The following is a 15,605-nucleotide window of genomic DNA, read 5'->3' on the forward strand; positions in this document are numbered from 1 at the left end:
CCCGCCGGTCACTACGACCGCGGGCGGGTGGACGCTCCCGACGCCGACGCCACCGGGGCGCTGGCGTAGACGCCCGGGCCGTGCTGACCGTCCACGGGTCGGGTCGACATACCGGCCCGTTGCGCGACGTCCCGGACCACCTTCAGCAGCGCCTCCACGTGACCGTCCATCGCGGCGATGCGGAGCAGCGGCGCCGCCACCCGGCCGTCCATCGACACCGTCGCGGCCACCGTGTGCGACGGCGCCGAGGTCGCCGTGATCGCGTCGACGAGCGGGCCGAGCGGCGCGTCCGGCCGACCCCGAAGCGCCATGCACCGGTGGGTCCACCCGCCGCCGCGCAACCCACGCCAGGTCTCCGTCGGCGCTTCCGGCCCCAGGTCAAGGCCGGCGGCGGAGACGATGGCGGCGCGCAGCTCCTCCCGGCCCAGTGGCCGGTGGGACAGACCCGCGCTGGTCAGCGCCTTACCGAGCCGGCCGATCCCGGCAGCCACCGTACGGTGTACGCCGGGCAGCCCGCCGCCCCGGCTCACCGCCTCTACCCGGGCGTCGCGGACGGTGAGCCGCAGCGCCACCCAGACGGTCCGGTGCGCCGCCGGTGGCGCGCCCGGCGCCGGGTACCAGACCAGGGTGTGCGCGACCACCTGGGCCCGGGACACCGGCGCGCTGAAGTCGGTGAGCACGCCCAGCACCTGGTCCACCGTGGACGCCGGCACCGACCCCACGGTCGCACCGCTGACGGACTGCAGCGCCACCGCCGCGAACCACCCCTGGGCGTCCTGCCCGATGCCGAGCCGGGTGCCCCGGTCGGTCAGCTCGATGATGCTCAACTCGGGGGCGAGGGTGGCCAGCCGCGGGTCCGCCGCCGTGCCACCGGCCACCGCCGCCGACGCGCGCTCACCACGGCGTCGCAGCCGCCGCCGCAGCAGCAGGTCCTCGAACCACCAGCGGCCGCCCCGCCGGGCGAAGGTGACCAGGACGGCGAGCAGCGCCACGCCACCCGCCAGGGCGAGCGCCCAACTGGGCCCGGCCGACGCGGCCCAGACGCCGAGCACGCACAACTCCAGCACGACGAGCTGCCCGACCAGCACCGGGCCGACCCGCCCTCGACCGGGCCGGTCGGCCGGTGGCGTCGAGCGTGTCGTGGACGGGTCCGTTGTCGCTCGGGCGGGTCGTGCCTGAACCTGCGTCATCGCTGACTGTCCCTCCTGCACGTACGGCTCTGCGCCGGGTCCCCTCCGGTGCCGGGGCGAGCGGTGGTCCCGAGCAACCCCGGTCGGCCCCTTATCGTAGGGAAGCCCGCGACGGCACCCCGACCTGATCGTCGCGGATCCACCCCGCCGGAGGTAAGTCATGCGGACCCGCCGCGATCAGGTGCAGGCGTACCGCTTCGTCACCCGCCGGATCGTCTCCGCGTTGCTGTCGGGCGATCCGGAGACCACGAACCTGCCGATGCGAAGGCTCGGCATGGCTGTCTTCGGCAGTGTCATCACCGCGGCCGTGGTGCTCGGCGGGGTCGGTGCCTACGGTCAGCTCACCGGGAACACCGCGCCGTTGGAGGACCAGACCCTGGTCATCGAACGGGAGACCGGTGCTACGTACGTGTTCCTGGAGGGGCAGCTCCATCCGACGCTCAACTACGCCTCGGCGCGGCTGATCCTCGACCAGCCCGACGCGACGGCACGGACGATGTCCCAGGCGTCCCTGCGGGACCGGCCACGCGGGCTCACCCTCGGCATCGTCGGGGCACCGGACGCCCTACCCGACCGCAAGTCGCTGACCGGTCTGCCCTGGTCGGTCTGCGACGTGCCGGACCCGGTCGATCCGCAGCGCTCCCGCACCCGGGTGGTGATCGACCGGGCGTTGCCCGGCGGCGTCCCGCTGGGCGACCGGGCGGCGCTCGTCGTGGTGGACAACCAGCGGTACCTGGTCACCGACGACGTCCGACTCCAGGTGCTCGGCGGGGACCGGACGATCACGGCGCTGAAGATGGCCGACGTGGCGCCGCTGCGGGTCGGGCAGCAACTGCTCAACGCCGTGCCGGCCGGGCCACCGCTGCGCAAGCCGTCGCTGCCCGGTGAGGGTGAGTCCAGCACGCGGAGGGTGGCCGGCCAACCGGCCAAGGTCGGTCAGGTGTTCAGCGCCGCCGGGCGGTACTACGTGCTCACCCGGGAGGGTCTCGCCTCGATCAGTGAGATCACCGCCCTGCTGATGGTCGGTGGCGGCGGCCGGATCACGGACATCACGCCGAACCAGGCCGGCGAGTTGTTCGTCGAACAGCGGGTCGAGGAGGAGGGGCTGCCCAAGACGATGCCCAGCTTCCACCCGACCAACCCGGGTCAGACCACGCTGTGCGCGACGTACCGGGCGAGCAGCACGGGCGGACCGCCGACCACCACCCTGGAGGTCTTCGATCGGGCGCCGGCCGAGCTGACCGCGACCAACCCGGGCCCGCTGCCGGTGCCGCAGACCCGACGAGACGCGGTACGGACCACCGAGGCGGTGCTGCTGCCGGGCGGCAAGGGCGTCATCGCACAGGCTTCACCCGGTGCCGGGACCAGCGGTTCCGGTGCCGCCGGGTCGACGATCTACCTGATCACCCCGCAGGGCATCCGGTATCCGCTCGGCTCCGCGGCGACGCTGGGGGTGCTCGGCTACGGCGGGGTCACTCCACTGGCGGTGCCCGGTTCGCTGCTCGCGCTGATTCCGACCGGGCCCACCCTGAGTCGCGAGGGCGCGATGTCGGTCTTCTCGCCGGACGATCGGACAGTGACCGGGGCGGATGGCTGAGCAGCGGTGACGGGTCGCCCGGCGTCGTAGCCGTGGACTAACCTGGATGTCGCTGACGGTTGTCAACCAGAACGACGGGGATGTTGCCATGACCGGGCGTACGGAAGTCGACCTGCTGTCCCTAGAGGACTTCCACCAGCACCTGTCTGCACGGTTGAGTCAGGTGGAGTCGGTGCTGCGCAAGCTCAACACCGAGATGCAGTGCCGCCCGCCGGCGCTCGGCTCGTTCTACGACGCCACCGACCAGGCGCGCCGCTACAGCGAGGTCCATCAGTCCTATGTCGACCAGGCCGAGCGGATCCGACAGGCGGTGCTGGCGGCACAGCAGGCGACCACCACGATCCTGACCAACTACCGCACCGCCGAGGCACGTAACGCGGCCAACGCCACCGATGTCACCGCGGCGCTCAACGGCGTCGATCGGGCGTTCGAGCCGAAGGAGGACGGGCGTGTCTGAATACACCCAGCGCTACCAGGGCAACACCCACCAGGAGCTCTATGACGGTTTGATGGCCGGTCAGCCCGAGCAGATCGAGGGCGTGGCGGCCCAGTGGGCCGAGCTCAAGGGCATCCTGGACGGTCTCGGCCGCGAGCTGAACGGCGACCTGGAGAAGCTCGGCAACACCTGGACGGGTTCGGCGGGTCGGGAGTTCCAGCGGCGGCTCAGCCTGATCGTCGCCCACTCCGACGCCCTGAGCGACGGGATGGCCGGCATCAAGCAGGGGCTGACCATGATGGCCGACCATCTACGCACCGCCCGCAAGCAGGCCGAGAGCCCGGAGGAGACCGACGACAACGACAAGGCGATCTCCGGTGCGGTGAAGGGTGCCGCCACCTTCGGCCTACCGGGCGCGGTGGTCATGGGCCTCGCGGGTCACCAGCAGGACAAGGCGGAGCAGGAGAAGGCTCACCAGCGGATGGTGAGCCTGGTCGCCGAGTTGGCCGGCAGTTACGAGATCTCCGCCTACGACCGGGTCGTCGATCCGCCCCAGCCACATCCCGACACACCGAACGGCGTCCGGAAGGACCCGACGTCCCCGCAGGCCGTTCCCACGGTCGCCACGGCGAACGCCGGGCCCGGCAGCACCGGCTTCAGCGCGCACACCGGTGACGCGACGATCTCCCGGCCCGACCGCGCCGGCCAGTCGCCCGGCATCGGCGACGGCTCGGTCCCGGGCCAGCAGGCCCCGGGCGCCGGTGCCCCGCCGGCCGTCTTCGGCGGTCCGACCGGCACCGGCAGCGACTTCGACCCGCCAGGCACCTCCCTCGCCGGGGCGGACCCCCTGGTCGGGGGAGCGCTGGTCGCCGGTGGTGCTGCCGGGCTGGCCGGGTTGGCCGGGCCGAGCACGGCACCCCTCGCTGCCGGTTCCGGCCCTGGCCTGCTCTTCGGCGCGCCGGGTGGTGCGCCGGCCGGGGGTGTCCTCCGCACCGCCACGCTCGCCGGTTCGAGCAGCACACCCACCACGTCGGCTCGTCCGACCGGTGGGGCCGCCCCGGCGGACAGCCGCGCCGCCAGCGGGATCGGGCGCAGCATCGACGGCCAGCGTGGTGGCCGGGCAGCGACCGCAGGCGGCAACTCGGGCGTGCTCGGCGGGCGGGGTCGGCCGCAGGACGACGACTCCGACGAGCGGCTGACCTGGTTGACCGAGGACGAGATGGTGTGGCGCGACGGTCGTGACGCCGCGCCGCCGGTTCTCGGCAGCGGCAACTGACCAGAACACGACGGGTGCCCCCGACCGGACCTGATCCGGGCGGGGGCACCGCTGTTTCCGGGCACCTGGCGACACCGTCCACTGTGTGCGGGGTGGCGGTGGTCACGGCAGATCGGACCGTCACCGAGCTGCGGCACGCCGGAGTGGGCGATAGGTTGGTCGGGTGTCGTCCGCAGCCTGTGCCCGCCCAGCCCGGTGGGCTGTGCTGCGGTCGCTGCGCGAGCTGACCCGACTGGCGGTCACCGCGCTGGTGCTCGCGGTCGGCCTCGGCGGTGCTCCCGTCGCGACGCCACCGCCCACGCCGACCCAGCTGCGGCCGAGCGCCGTGAGCAGCCGGGTGGCGACGGTCCGCCCCGACGCGGCCCCGGCAACCGAGCGTGCCGGCCAGCCCGTCGCGCCGCCGACCGACGAGGTCGACATCGCCGCCGCACCCGTTGCGGTCACGGCGGGCCCGCACCACACGCCGGCCATCGACCCCGGCCGTGGCACTGCGGCGCGGCGCGGCCCACCCACCCGCTGATCCGGTTCCGGCGATTCCCGGGGCCCGGTCCCGGGTCGTCCGTCAGGGCGTGTGAGCTTCCGCCGACGGCACGACCCCACCACCCGGCCTGTCGGGCTCCTCCTGCCACCCGTCGATACCCGCCTTCGACCGCGAGGTGCTGATCATGCAGACCATCCTCTCCGCCGCCCTGCCCGACCTGTCCCGAGCCGCTGTCATCTGGCTGAGCCTGCTCGGGGTGGTCGGCGTCGCCGTCTCCGCGCTGCTGCTGCGACCCGGCCGACTTCGCGTCGACCCGGTTGCCCGGATCCGCCGCGCGGCCATGCCGAGTCAACTCGAACAGGTGCAGGAGGCACGCGAGCAGAGCCGCTACGCGCAGGAGGTCGCGGTGGCCGCGGAGCGGGCGACCAGCTCCGCCCAGCGCCGCCGGGCGGAGTGGGTGGCCGCGCAGGAGGCCGTCGAGGCAGCGTGGCAGGCGTACGAGGCAGCCGAGGCAGCGGTACGACGGCTCGCCGCCGCAGCCGCGATGCCGTTGCCGCAGACCGTCCGGACTCCGGCCGAGTACGCGGACCGCGAGCGCTACCTGCACCGGGCCGCGCTGAACGCGTACTGGCGGCGGGAGTTGTCGGTGGAGCAGCTCAGCGAAGTGTTCGCGCACCGCGAGGGATGGGACCCGCGGCTGCACCCGGTCGAGCAGGAGTTGGTGCTGCAACGGGCGATCCGCGACAACCTCGCGGCCAGGCACGCCGCCGCCCGGGAGCAGGAGCAGGTCGCCTGGCGGGCGGCGGAGCTGGCCGTGGCGGCGGCCCGCAGTCTGCGCGAGGAGGCGCACGCCGCCACCGGGCGACGGGTCGCGGATCCGTCGGTGCTGCCGCTGAGCGAGTTCAGCCGGTCGACCGAGCAGACCCGGGAGAACGTCGAGCAGACCCGGGAGAACGCGGTGACGGCACGCGGTCGCGCGACGGTGCCCGCGTTCTGAGCCGCCTGCCGTCCGGTGGGTTAGCGTGACGGCATGTCCCGAGAGGCGTGGGTCCTCGTGGTGGTCGCCGGCATCCTGGCGATCGCCACACTGGTCGGTGCCGTGGTGTTGGCGGTGCGTGTGGTGCGTACGCGGCGGATGTTGACCGGGCTCGGCGCGGGCGGGAAGGTCGCCTTCTACGGGGCGCTGATCTACACGATCTTCCCGGTCGACGTGCTCCCCGACCCGATCTACCTGGACGACATGGGTGTCCTGGCCGCCGCGCTGATCTACCTGACCCGGCTGGTGCAGAAGCGTCGGGCAGCCGGTCGACACCTGCCCGGTCAGCCTGCCGCCCGGCCCGATCGGGACCCCGCCCGTCGCGTGCCATGATCGGGGTCGGCGCGGCGGCAGGGGGCGGGCATGGCGGGCGGTCATCGACTTGACGTACACGATGAGCGGGTCGTCGCGTTCTGCGCCGAACGTCACCTTGCCACGCTCACCACTCTGCGGGCCGACGGCACCCCGCACGTCGTACCCGTCGGGGTGACCCTCGACCCGGCGGCCGGGCTGGCCCGGGTCATCACCTCCGGTGCCTCCAGCAAGGCCCGTCAGGTGGCCGCGGCAGGTCCGGCGGGCGCGGCGGTGGCCGTCTGCCACGTGGACGGCCGCCGTTGGCTGACCATCGAGGGCCGCGCGGTGCTGCGCTCGGACCGAGCCTCGGTGGCGGAGGCGGAGCGCCGCTACGCCGAGCGGTATCGCACCCCACGTCCGAATCCGGAGCGGGTGGTCATCGAGATCACCGTGACCGGGTTGCTGGGGAGCCTCTGAACCACAGCGGGAAGCCGACGCCCCTGAACCGGGACCTCGCCCAACGGTGGAATCCCGCCCGGCCTCCTGCCGTTACACCTGGTCGCGACGTCCGCACCACGGCGAACTGTCGTGACCATCCGGACCGGCTGCCGCCGACGGAATGTCCGCCGGAGCAGGGCCGTTACGTCCCCGGTGCGCCAACGGCGAACCCGCCGCTGGTCCTCGCCCCCGGTTTGAGCCGAGCGCCATTCCCGGTGCTGCGCCTTCCGCTGCGCGGAGGCGTCAACCCCCGAACGGAGACTCGACATGAATCCGATCGTCCAGAAGAGCGGTTTGTCCGTTGCCGGCCTGCTGGTCGCCGGCGGTTGCGCCCTCGGCCCGGCGGTAGCCGCTCAGGCCGCCCCGGCCGCTCCGACACAGCCGTCGACGAGCCAGACCCAGCGATCCGCTGAGCGGATCCTCGGCATCGACTACCAGGCTCAGCCCAATTTCTACTACTGCGGCCCGGCCGCGACCCGGATCGCGCTGTCCGCCCAGGGCAAGGCGCTCTCCCAGGACGAGGTGGCCAAGCTGCTCGGCACCACCGAGGCGGGCACCCCCTCAGCCCTGGACACCACGCGGGTGCTGAACGAACTGACCGGTGGCAAGTACCGGACCACCGAGATCCGTGACTCGGTGGCTCGTCCCGACCAGGTCGAGCAGTTGCGCCGGGACGTCCTGGCGGCGGTGGACGCCGGGCGGCCGGTGGTGGCCAACATCAAGGGCACGACCGTCGACACCGACGGCAACCCGCACTCGTACGAGGGCGGCCACTACCTGACCCTCGTCGGCTACCGGGACGGTGGCGACAGCATCCGGGTCGCCGACCCGGCCGACCCGACGTTGGGCGAGTACTGGGTGAGCCTGCCGAAGGTCGCCAACTGGATCGCCGAGCGCGGCTACTCCTCCTGACCCGAACGAGTGTCACCGGGCCGGTCTCTCCCTCGCGGGGAGGCCGGCCCGGCTCTCGTTGCGGGCACGGGAGGCGAGGTGCGCGCGGCGGCGCGCTCGGGTGGACCGCGCCGGCCGCATCCGGCGCAGTGTTCGCCGGGCCGGTGGGTGCAGCTCCGCCTCGCCGGCACCCGCCGACCGACGCACGATCCGATTGGCGTCGTCGGGTTCGTACCCGCAGGCCCGGAGCAGGTCGCTGGCCGCGGTACGCAGTCCGGTGACGAGTGACTCGCCGAACGACCCGACCCCGCTCACCGCCGCACGCCCGGCCAGCTCGGCGCACTCCTCGACCAGTCGGCGGGTGGCCTGCGGGTCCTCACCGACCCGGCACTCTCTGCGCATCTCCACGACCGCCCGACCGAGCCGGCCGATCGCGTCCGGCAGCTCCGACGGGATCGGCTCGCCGTACTGCAACGCGGTCGACGACCAGCGGGCCAGGGCTCGGCTGTCGAGCAGCAGACGCTCCAGGTGGTCAGCGCTGCGGGCGTACCTGTGGAACTGCTGGCGGCGGTGCCAGCGGGCCGGAGCGATCGTCACCACCTCCTCCGCACCGCTCAGCGCGTCGTGCAGCCGACCCACATCGCTCTCGGTGTCCCGGAGCCGCTGTAGAACGCCAAGCGTCCCGTCGCCGTCGCGCTCCCGCAGGGCCTGCGCCAGCTCGGCGAGTTGGTCGCAGAGGACTTCGAAGATCGGTGCCGCGGCTCGGTCCAGCACCCGCATCGGGTTGATCGGCAGCAGCAGCGCGACCACCACCAGACCGACCGCTCCGCCGACGAGCGCGTCGAAGATCCGGGGCAACTCCAGTCCACGGTCCATCGGGGCCAGCGTGGCGATCAGCACTGCGGTACCGCCGGCCTGGCCGACCAGCGCGCCCCCCTTGCCGGCCACCAGCAGCGCGGCGGCGATGGCCAGCGCGACGACCACGCCGGTCTGCCACGGACCCGAACCGAGCAGGTACCGCAGGGTGTCCCCGATGACGATGCCCAGCGACACGCCACCCAGCAGTTCGAAGGTGCGTCGGGCCCGCTGCCCGATGGCGGTGGCGATCGTTCCGACCGCGGCGGCCGGGGCGAAGACGTGCGCTCCGGGGCCGAGCAGATTCTCGGCGAGCAGGGCGGCGATCGCCGCGGCCAGCCCGGCCTGGATGGAGATCACCAGGGTGATCTCCCACTGCCGGGCCCGGATCCGGCCCGCCTGACCGCTGCGGTGCCGCACCCGTTCGACTGCCTGGCCGCTCCGCTCCGCAGCCTCGTCGAGGCGCGACCGATCACGGTCGGCGGGTGGGCGGTCGTCGGCCATGGCGGCGGTTACCCCGACGAGGGGCGGGGCAATCGTGCCGGTCCGGCACCACCGGCCTCCTGGAACCCATCGTCGCCGGTGGGTTCGTGCAGCCCCGTGGGGGTACCAGGGCCTCACACCTCCCACCGATCCGCAACCGGTAAGGGGCCGTGAGATGACCAACCAGCAGACCACCGACGAGCATGACGCCGTCGACATCCTGGTCGCCGACCACCGCGAGGTCGAGGCGCTCCTCGTCGAGTTGGAGAACCGACGGGGCACCCCAGAGCACCGCCGCCACCTCGTGGACGTGGTGATCGCCGAACTCGTCCGCCACTCCGTCGCGGAGGAGGCGTACGTCTATCCGATCGCGCGCAAGGCACTGCCCGACGGCAATGAGATCGCCGACCGGGAGATCGCGGAACACGCCGAGGCCGAGCAGACCATGAAGGAGTTGGAGTCGGCCGACCCGTCCGACAGCCGTTTCGACGAGTTGCTCGCCCATCTGACGAGGACGATCCGTGAGCATGTGCGGGAGGAGGAGAACGAACTCTTTCCCCGGTTGCGGGCGGCGACGGCCCGCGAGGAACTCGTCGACGTCGCGGCCAAGGTGACGGCGGTCAAGGAGATCGGGCCGACCCGGCCGCACCCTGGCTCACCGGACCACCCGCCCGCGAACAGACTGCTGGCGCCCGGCATCGGCCTGGTCGACCGGCTGCGCGACGCGTTGAGTGGGCGGCCCACCTCGATCGACGATCTGCGCGAACGCTGAGCATCGTCGCTGCACGACGAACCGGGCCACCGCCGACGCGGTGGCCCGGTGCCGTGCGACGGGTCACCGCGACCGGCCGCCCTCACCGGTACGCGCCTGCGCCTGGTCGACGCCCCTGTCGATCTTGTCGGTGTACTTCCCACCGGTACGCCTGTCGGCCATGTCACCGGCCTTCTCCATGCCCTGGTCGACCTGCTCGTCGTGCTTGTTCGCGAAGTCCTTGGCCTTGTCCATGAAGTCACCCACGGCGTTCTCCCTCCGCTCCGGTCTCCGAATGGCGTTCCCTCGCGCCGGCAGCCCAAACGCCGTCGTCCGAGGGTGGTCGGCGAACTCCCGCCCAGGGGTCGGGTACCGGCGTACGATCCGCCCGGGCAGCAGCGAACGGAGCCGAAACGGGTGTCGGCGCACGACCGGCTGGGTACCGACCTCGCCGAGATCGAGGAGGACCGACATGGCGGCAGAGGAACCCGGAACGAAGACCGGCGACCCCGGCCCGCGGCAGAGTTGGGCGGCCCTGCCCTGGCTGGTCCGGACCGCGGTGTCGTGGAGCGCCTGCCTGGTGGTGATCGTCGCCGGGCTCTACCTGCTGGGCCGGATCGCCGTCCTGCTGGCGCCGCTGGCCATCGCGCTGGCCGCCACCGTCTTCCTCACCGCCCTGCTCGACCCGGTGCTGCTCCTGCTGCGTCGACTGCGTCTGCCGGCGGCCCTGGCCGCGCTGTGCACCGTGTTGCTGCTGCTCGGCATCCTGGTCGGCGTCGGCGCGTTGGTGTGGAACCTGACCGCGAGCCAGTTCGACCAGCTCAGCCAGGAGTTGACGCAGGGCGTCGAGCGCAGCCGGGACTTCGTGACGTCGACGCTGCCGGTCAGCGAAGGACAACTGGACCGGCTGGTCGACCAGGCCCGGGAGGGGCTGAGCGGCAGTTCACCGGACCCGGTGGCCGGTGCCCGGACGGCCACCGAAGTGTTCGGTTCCGCGCTGCTCGCGCTGGTGCTGCTCTTCTTCCTGCTCAAGGACGGCCGGTCGATGTGGCACTGGGTGCTGTCGCGGGTGTCCGGCGCGAACCAGCCGGTCGCGGCCGAGGCCGGACGGGCCGGTTGGCAGACGCTGGGTGCGTACAGCCGGGGCACCATGATGATCGCCGCGATCGACGCGATCGGCATCGGCCTGGCGCTGGTGGTGCTGCGGGTGCCGCTCGCCCTGCCCCTGGCGCTGATCACCTTCCTCGGCGGATTCGTGCCGATCATCGGAGCGACGGTGGCCGGCGCGGTGGCGGTGCTGGTGGCGCTCGCCGCGAACGGGCCCACCACCGCACTGCTCACTCTCGCCGCGGTGATCGCGGTGCAGCAGATCGAGGGCAACCTGCTGGAACCCCTGATCATGAAGAGGCAGGTACGACTGCACCCGGCGGTGATCCTGGTGGCGGTCACCGCCGGCACACTGATCGCGGGAATCGCGGGCGCCTTCGTCAGCGTCCCGATCACCGCCGTCCTGTGGCGCGTCGTCGACACCGTCCAGCAGCGCCGGTCGGCCTCGGCCCTCGTGCCGGCGGAGTGATCAGCGGTTGAGATAGGTGGTGAACCAGGCCCCGGCCTGGTCGGCCACCTGCTCCAGCGTCCCGGGCTCTTCGAAGAGGTGGGTGGCACCGGGGACGATCCGCAGCTCGGCGACGTCCCCCAACTCGGCCGCCGCCCGCTCGTTGAGCGTGATCACCTCCTCGTCCAAGCCGCCGACCAGCAACAACGTCGGCGTACGCACCTGGGCCAACGCGCCTCCGGCCAGGTCCGGTCGACCGCCCCGACTGACCACGGCACCCACCCGGTCCGCGCGCGACGATGCCGCGACGAGTGCTGCGGCGGCCCCGGTGCTGGCCCCGAACAGGCCGATTGACACGTCACCGGCGGGCCGTTCCACGGCCAACCAGTCGACGATCCCGGCGAGCCGACTGGCCAGCAGCCCGATGTCGAACCGGAGTTCGGCGGTACGCGCGTCCACCTCGTCCTCGGCCGGGGTGAGCAGGTCCACCAGCACCGTGCCGAGCCCCCGACCGTTCAGCGCACGGGCCACCGCCACGTTGCGAGGGCTGTGCCGGGAACTGCCACTGCCGTGCGCGAAGAGGACCACACCGACCGGCTGGGCCGGCAGCATCAGGTCGGCGGACAGGTGCGCCTCCCCGACCGGAACGGTCACCGCTGCCTGCTCGTCCATGCCTCACCTCCGCGTGATCGCCTGGGGCCCGGGTACCCCGCCGGTCGCGCCGCACGCGCCCCGCCGGCCGCCGCGTTTGCCCCGTGCGGCGTCGGGTACGCGACCAGCGACCGCAGACCGTGTCGGCGCAACCGCGCCCCGACGGATCGCGAGGATCGTCATGGCCAAGCAGCAGATCTCCGAGCAGCAGCAGAAGACCGAGCGGGCCCGGCGGGAACAGGAGCCCGAGCGCAACCAGGACTTCGGGGACCAGGCCGCTTCGGCGCGGCTGCCCGACGATCCCAAGGCGGCGGCACCCCGGGACGCGATCGGGCGCCCGTCCACCGGTGAGCCGGTCTGACACACGAGCTGACCGGCGAGCCGGTCTGACACCGGTGCGAGGCGGTCGGGGCGGAGGTATTCCGCCCCGACCGTCACTGTTCGCGCTCGGGTAGACGCAGCAGCGGCGACCGGCCCGGTGGCTGCTCGGGTGCGGGGCCGGACGGATCGGCCGGCGGCACCGGCACCGTCACCGGCTCGTCACAGGTCACCCGCAGCAACTGGTCGTGGTGGCGCAGCTCCACCACGTCGTCCGGGCCGCCGTGGCGCAGCGAGTACGTCGTCTGGTGCGGCCGGACATCCACCCGCAGTGCCAGCCCTCGCCATTGCAGGGAGAACTCCAACCTGTTGAGTCGGCTGGAGAGCCGGGGGGCGAAGGACAGCTCGCCGTCGTGGTCGCGCAGGCCGCCGAACCCACTGACCAGGGCCAGCCACGCGCCGGCCAACGACGCCATGTGTACGCCGTCGCGGGTGTTCTCGTTGAGGTCGTGCAGGTCCATCAGCGCTGCCTCGCGCAGGTAGGTGTGCGCCAACTCCGGGTGGCCCACCTCGGCCGCGAGCACCGCCTGGGTGCACGCCGACAACGACGAGTCGCGGACGGTACGGCGCTCGTAGTAGAGGAAGTTGCGCAGCTTCTGCTCGGGGGTGAACGCGTCCCCCCGCCAGTGCATCGCGAGGACCAGGTCGGCCTGCTTGACCACCTGTTTGCGGTACAGCTCGAAGTACGGGTAGTGCAGCAGCAGCGGGTACTTCTCCGCCGGCGTGTGCGAGAAGTCCCATTCCTGGAGCCGGGTGAAGCCCTCCACCTGCTGGTGGACATCGAGCTCCTCGTCGTACGGGACGTGGATGGAGGTGGCGGCGTCCCGCCAGCTCGCGGCCTCCTCGTCGGTGACCCCGAGGTGGTACGCCTCGTCCCGGTAGCGCATCACCACGTCGGCGGCGGTGAGCAGGTTCCGCTGTGCCATCAGGTTGGTGTAGACGTTGTCGTTCTTCACGGCGGTGTACTCGTCCGGGCCGGTGACACCGTCGATGTGGAACCGCCCGTGCCGGTCGTGGTGGCCGATCGAGCGCCACAGCCGGGCGGTCTCCACCAGCAGCTCCAGGCCGATCTCCCGTTCCAGCTGGGTGTCTCCGGTGACCATCACGTAGCGGCGCATCGCGTCGGCGATGTCGGCGGCGATGTGGAAGGCAGCGGTGCCGGCCGGCCAGTAGCCGGACGACTCGGGCCCCTCGATGGTCCGCCAGGGGAAGGCCGCGCCCCTGAGGTTGAGCGTCTCGGCACGCTCCTTCGCCGAGTCCAACGTGCTGTACCGCCACTGCAACGCGCTGCGCACCGCGCTCGGCTGGGTGTACGTGAGCACCGGCAGGACGAACATCTCGGTGTCCCAGAACGCGTGCCCGTCGTAACCGGGACCGGTCAGCCCCTTCGCCGAGATCGGCCGCTGCTCGGCCCGCGCTCCGGCCTGGAGCACGTGGAAGAGGCCGAACCGGACCGCCTGCTGCACCTCCGGGTCGCCCTCGACGAGCACGTCGGACGCGTCCCAGAACTCGTCGAGGTAGTTGCGCTGCTCCCGGTGCAGGCCGTCCCACCCGTCCAGCCGGGCGCCGGCCAACGCCGCGCCGACCTGGTCGCGCAGGGCCGGCAGCGACCGGCGGCTGGACCAGCCGTACGTCAGGTACTTGATCACGCGCAGCTTCTCGCCGGGCTTGAGCACGCAGGCGATCGTGGTCCGCACCCAGTCCTGGTATCCCTCGGACTCGATCGTGGTGTGGTCCGGACCGTGCACCTCGTGCTCCATCGCGGCGGCGACCCGCAACCCGGAGACCTTCGTGCGGTGGATGAGCTGCCCGCCGTCCGGAGTGGTCAGCTCCTCCTCGGCCAGCAGCGGTGACTCCAGCACCGCCGCCACCCGGGGGTCCTTGCTCTGCGCGGGCAGCGACTCGTTGGCCACCAACTCGGACTGCACTATCAGCCGCAGTGGGCCGTCGACGGCCTCCACCTCGTAGCTGATGGCGGCGACGGACCGCTGGGTGAACGAGACCAGACGGGTGCTGCGGACCTTGACCTCCCGACCGGCCGGCGAGCGCCAGTGCAGCTCCCGGTGCAGGGTCCCGGCCCGCAGGTCGAGGACCCGCTCGTGGGACAACAGCTCCCCGTAGCGCACGTCCAGTGGCTCGTCGTCGACGAGCAGCCGGAGCAGCTTGCCGTTGGTGACGTTGACGATCGTCTGCCCGGACTCGGGGAAGCCGTAGCCCGCCTCCGCGTACGGGAGGGGACGCAGCTCGTAGAACGAGTTGAGGTAGGTGCCGGGCAGGCCGTGCGGCTCACCCTCGTCGAGGTTGCCCCGCAGGCCGACGTGCCCGTTGGAGAGCGCGAAGACCGACTCGGACTGGGCCAGCACGTCCATGTCCAGTCGGGTCTCCCGGACGTGCCACGGCTCGACCGGATAGGCCCGCTCCCGGATCACGCGGGACCCCGTTCCCCGGCGGCGGTGCGGGTCGGCGGCGACGGGTCGGCGACGGTCAGCAGGTCGGCCAGGTCCTTCACCACGACATCGGCGCCGTGCGCGAGCAACTCGTCCGCCTGCCCGACCCGGTCGACGCCGACCACGTAGCCGAAGCCACCGGCGCGGCCGGCGGCCACCCCGGAGAGCGCGTCCTCGAAGACGGCGGCGTGTGTCGGGTCGACGCCCAGCAGCCTGGCCCCGGCGAGGAAGGTGTCGGGGTGCGGTTTGCCGCGCAGCCCCTGAGCGCGGGCGACCAGCCCGTCGACTCGGGCTTCCAGCAGTGGTTCCAGCCCGGCGGCGGCGACCACCTCGCCACCGTTGGCGCTCGCTGTCACCACCGCCCGGCGCAGCCCGGCCTGGCTCGCCGCTTCGAGGTAGTGCACCGAGCCCGGGTAGACCTCGACACCCGAGGTGCGCAGGCGCTGCAGCAACAGGACGTTCTTGCGGTTGCCCACGCCGTTGACGGTGTCGGCGTCCGGCGGGTCGTCGGGGCTGCCCTCGGGCAGCACTATCCCCCGGGAGGCGAGGAACGACCGGACGCCGTCGGCGCGGGGGCGACCGTCGACGTAACGGTTGTAGTCCGGGCCCGGGTCGAACGGTTGGAACGGTTCGCCGGAGCGGGTGGCCCGCTGCTGGAGGAACTCGTCGAACGTCTGCTTCCAGGCGGCGTTGTGCACGCGGGCGGTCTGCGTCAGCACACCGTCCAGATCGAAGAGACAGGCGGTCACGTGAGCAGGTAGGCCCAGCACGGTACGAATCTATCCA

At 72.5% G+C, this 15,605-nt stretch carries 17 protein-coding genes; 11 read left to right on the plus strand and 6 right to left on the minus strand.

Features of this window, described 5'->3' with window-relative positions; all coding sequences use genetic code 11:
- Positions 1 to 11: 11 nt before the first annotated feature.
- Entirely contained in the window at positions 12 to 1,190 is a 1,179-nt protein-coding gene (locus O7617_RS09535) for a type VII secretion protein EccE (protein WP_282262911.1), read from the minus strand.
- A 160-nt stretch (positions 1,191 to 1,350) separates the two neighbouring features.
- Between O7617_RS09535 and eccB the strand changes: the two genes are divergently transcribed.
- The 8 genes from eccB (at position 1,351) to O7617_RS09575 (ending at position 7,720) form a co-directional block, all read left to right on the plus strand.
- Complete coding sequence (eccB, locus tag O7617_RS09540; protein ID WP_282262912.1) at positions 1,351 to 2,787, plus strand: type VII secretion protein EccB; 1,437 nt, start codon at positions 1,351 to 1,353, stop codon at positions 2,785 to 2,787.
- 88 nt (positions 2,788 to 2,875) lie between these two features.
- The gene (locus O7617_RS09545) at positions 2,876 to 3,244 is read left to right on the plus strand and encodes a hypothetical protein (protein ID WP_282262914.1); all 369 of its coding nucleotides are present in this window, start codon (positions 2,876 to 2,878) and stop codon (positions 3,242 to 3,244) included.
- A complete protein-coding gene (locus O7617_RS09550) occupies positions 3,237 to 4,499 on the plus strand; it encodes a WXG100 family type VII secretion target (protein WP_282262915.1) in 1,263 nt (420 codons plus the stop codon). Before O7617_RS09545 ends, O7617_RS09550 begins: the two co-directional genes overlap by 8 nt.
- Before the next feature lie 163 nt (positions 4,500 to 4,662).
- On the plus strand, positions 4,663 to 5,019 hold the full coding sequence (locus tag O7617_RS09555; RefSeq protein WP_282262917.1) for a hypothetical protein: 357 nt from the start codon (positions 4,663 to 4,665) through the stop codon (positions 5,017 to 5,019).
- A 145-nt stretch (positions 5,020 to 5,164) separates the two neighbouring features.
- Entirely contained in the window at positions 5,165 to 5,977 is an 813-nt protein-coding gene (locus O7617_RS09560) for a hypothetical protein (protein WP_282262918.1), read from the plus strand.
- Between the two features lie 33 nt (positions 5,978 to 6,010).
- Positions 6,011 to 6,349, plus strand: coding sequence for a YkvA family protein (locus O7617_RS09565; protein ID WP_282262919.1), 339 nt, complete (start codon positions 6,011 to 6,013; stop codon positions 6,347 to 6,349).
- Between the two features lie 30 nt (positions 6,350 to 6,379).
- Positions 6,380 to 6,787 carry a TIGR03618 family F420-dependent PPOX class oxidoreductase gene (locus O7617_RS09570; protein ID WP_282262920.1) on the plus strand — a complete coding sequence of 136 codons (408 nt, stop codon included), beginning with the start codon at positions 6,380 to 6,382 and terminating at the stop codon, positions 6,785 to 6,787.
- Positions 6,788 to 7,075: 288 nt separating this feature from the next.
- A complete protein-coding gene (locus O7617_RS09575) occupies positions 7,076 to 7,720 on the plus strand; it encodes a C39 family peptidase (RefSeq protein WP_282262921.1) in 645 nt (214 codons plus the stop codon).
- Between the two features lie 12 nt (positions 7,721 to 7,732).
- On the opposite strand, the gene O7617_RS09580 is transcribed toward O7617_RS09575, so the two are convergent.
- Positions 7,733 to 9,058 (minus strand): FUSC family protein, encoded by a 1,326-nt coding sequence (locus O7617_RS09580; RefSeq protein ID WP_282262922.1) that lies wholly within the window; start codon positions 9,056 to 9,058, stop codon positions 7,733 to 7,735.
- Between the two features lie 154 nt (positions 9,059 to 9,212).
- On the opposite strand from O7617_RS09580, the gene O7617_RS09585 reads away from it, so the two are divergent.
- On the plus strand, positions 9,213 to 9,809 hold the full coding sequence (locus tag O7617_RS09585; RefSeq protein WP_282262923.1) for a hemerythrin domain-containing protein: 597 nt from the start codon (positions 9,213 to 9,215) through the stop codon (positions 9,807 to 9,809).
- A gap of 63 nt (positions 9,810 to 9,872) precedes the next feature.
- Here O7617_RS09585 and O7617_RS09590 read toward each other — a convergent pair whose 3' ends face one another.
- Complete coding sequence (locus O7617_RS09590; protein ID WP_282262926.1) at positions 9,873 to 10,055, minus strand: antitoxin; 183 nt, start codon at positions 10,053 to 10,055, stop codon at positions 9,873 to 9,875.
- Positions 10,056 to 10,260: 205 nt separating this feature from the next.
- On the opposite strand from O7617_RS09590, the gene O7617_RS09595 reads away from it, so the two are divergent.
- Complete coding sequence (locus O7617_RS09595) at positions 10,261 to 11,364, plus strand: AI-2E family transporter (protein ID WP_282262928.1); 1,104 nt, start codon at positions 10,261 to 10,263, stop codon at positions 11,362 to 11,364.
- Here the strand turns inward: O7617_RS09595 and O7617_RS09600 are convergent, their stop codons facing one another.
- A complete protein-coding gene (locus tag O7617_RS09600) occupies positions 11,365 to 12,015 on the minus strand; it encodes a dienelactone hydrolase family protein (RefSeq protein ID WP_282262930.1) in 651 nt (216 codons plus the stop codon).
- 160 nt (positions 12,016 to 12,175) lie between these two features.
- Between O7617_RS09600 and O7617_RS09605 the strand changes: the two genes are divergently transcribed.
- Positions 12,176 to 12,355, plus strand: a complete 180-nt coding sequence (locus O7617_RS09605) for a hypothetical protein (RefSeq protein WP_282262931.1) — start codon at positions 12,176 to 12,178, stop codon at positions 12,353 to 12,355.
- Positions 12,356 to 12,428: 73 nt separating this feature from the next.
- On the opposite strand, the gene O7617_RS09610 is transcribed toward O7617_RS09605, so the two are convergent.
- Together O7617_RS09610 and O7617_RS09615 are read right to left on the minus strand one after the other, a co-directional pair.
- Positions 12,429 to 14,801 (minus strand): glycoside hydrolase family 65 protein, encoded by a 2,373-nt coding sequence (locus tag O7617_RS09610; RefSeq protein WP_282262932.1) that lies wholly within the window; start codon positions 14,799 to 14,801, stop codon positions 12,429 to 12,431.
- The gene (locus tag O7617_RS09615) at positions 14,798 to 15,589 is read right to left on the minus strand and encodes a beta-phosphoglucomutase family hydrolase (protein WP_282262933.1); all 792 of its coding nucleotides are present in this window, start codon (positions 15,587 to 15,589) and stop codon (positions 14,798 to 14,800) included. Before O7617_RS09615 ends, O7617_RS09610 begins: the two co-directional genes overlap by 4 nt.
- Positions 15,590 to 15,605 lie beyond the last annotated feature (16 nt).

The organism is Micromonospora sp. WMMD1155, assembly GCF_029581275.1.
Classification (GTDB): Bacteria; Actinomycetota; Actinomycetes; order Mycobacteriales; family Micromonosporaceae; genus Micromonospora.

What these genes read in the sequence shown, in the direction of transcription:
- O7617_RS09535 (WP_282262911.1), bottom strand. Translation starts at nt 1,190, where the DNA reads ATGACGCAGGTTCAGGCACGACCCGCCCGAGCGACAACGGACCCGTCC.
- eccB (WP_282262912.1), top strand. Translation starts at nt 1,351, where the DNA reads ATGCGGACCCGCCGCGATCAGGTGCAGGCGTACCGCTTCGTCACCCGC.
- O7617_RS09545 (WP_282262914.1), top strand. Translation starts at nt 2,876, where the DNA reads ATGACCGGGCGTACGGAAGTCGACCTGCTGTCCCTAGAGGACTTCCAC.
- O7617_RS09560 (WP_282262918.1), top strand. Translation starts at nt 5,165, where the DNA reads ATGCAGACCATCCTCTCCGCCGCCCTGCCCGACCTGTCCCGAGCCGCT.
- O7617_RS09565 (WP_282262919.1), top strand. Translation starts at nt 6,011, where the DNA reads ATGTCCCGAGAGGCGTGGGTCCTCGTGGTGGTCGCCGGCATCCTGGCG.
- O7617_RS09570 (WP_282262920.1), top strand. Translation starts at nt 6,380, where the DNA reads ATGGCGGGCGGTCATCGACTTGACGTACACGATGAGCGGGTCGTCGCG.
- O7617_RS09575 (WP_282262921.1), top strand. Translation starts at nt 7,076, where the DNA reads ATGAATCCGATCGTCCAGAAGAGCGGTTTGTCCGTTGCCGGCCTGCTG.
- O7617_RS09580 (WP_282262922.1), bottom strand. Translation starts at nt 9,058, where the DNA reads ATGGCCGACGACCGCCCACCCGCCGACCGTGATCGGTCGCGCCTCGAC.
- O7617_RS09585 (WP_282262923.1), top strand. Translation starts at nt 9,213, where the DNA reads ATGACCAACCAGCAGACCACCGACGAGCATGACGCCGTCGACATCCTG.
- O7617_RS09595 (WP_282262928.1), top strand. Translation starts at nt 10,261, where the DNA reads ATGGCGGCAGAGGAACCCGGAACGAAGACCGGCGACCCCGGCCCGCGG.
- O7617_RS09600 (WP_282262930.1), bottom strand. Translation starts at nt 12,015, where the DNA reads ATGGACGAGCAGGCAGCGGTGACCGTTCCGGTCGGGGAGGCGCACCTG.
- O7617_RS09605 (WP_282262931.1), top strand. Translation starts at nt 12,176, where the DNA reads ATGGCCAAGCAGCAGATCTCCGAGCAGCAGCAGAAGACCGAGCGGGCC.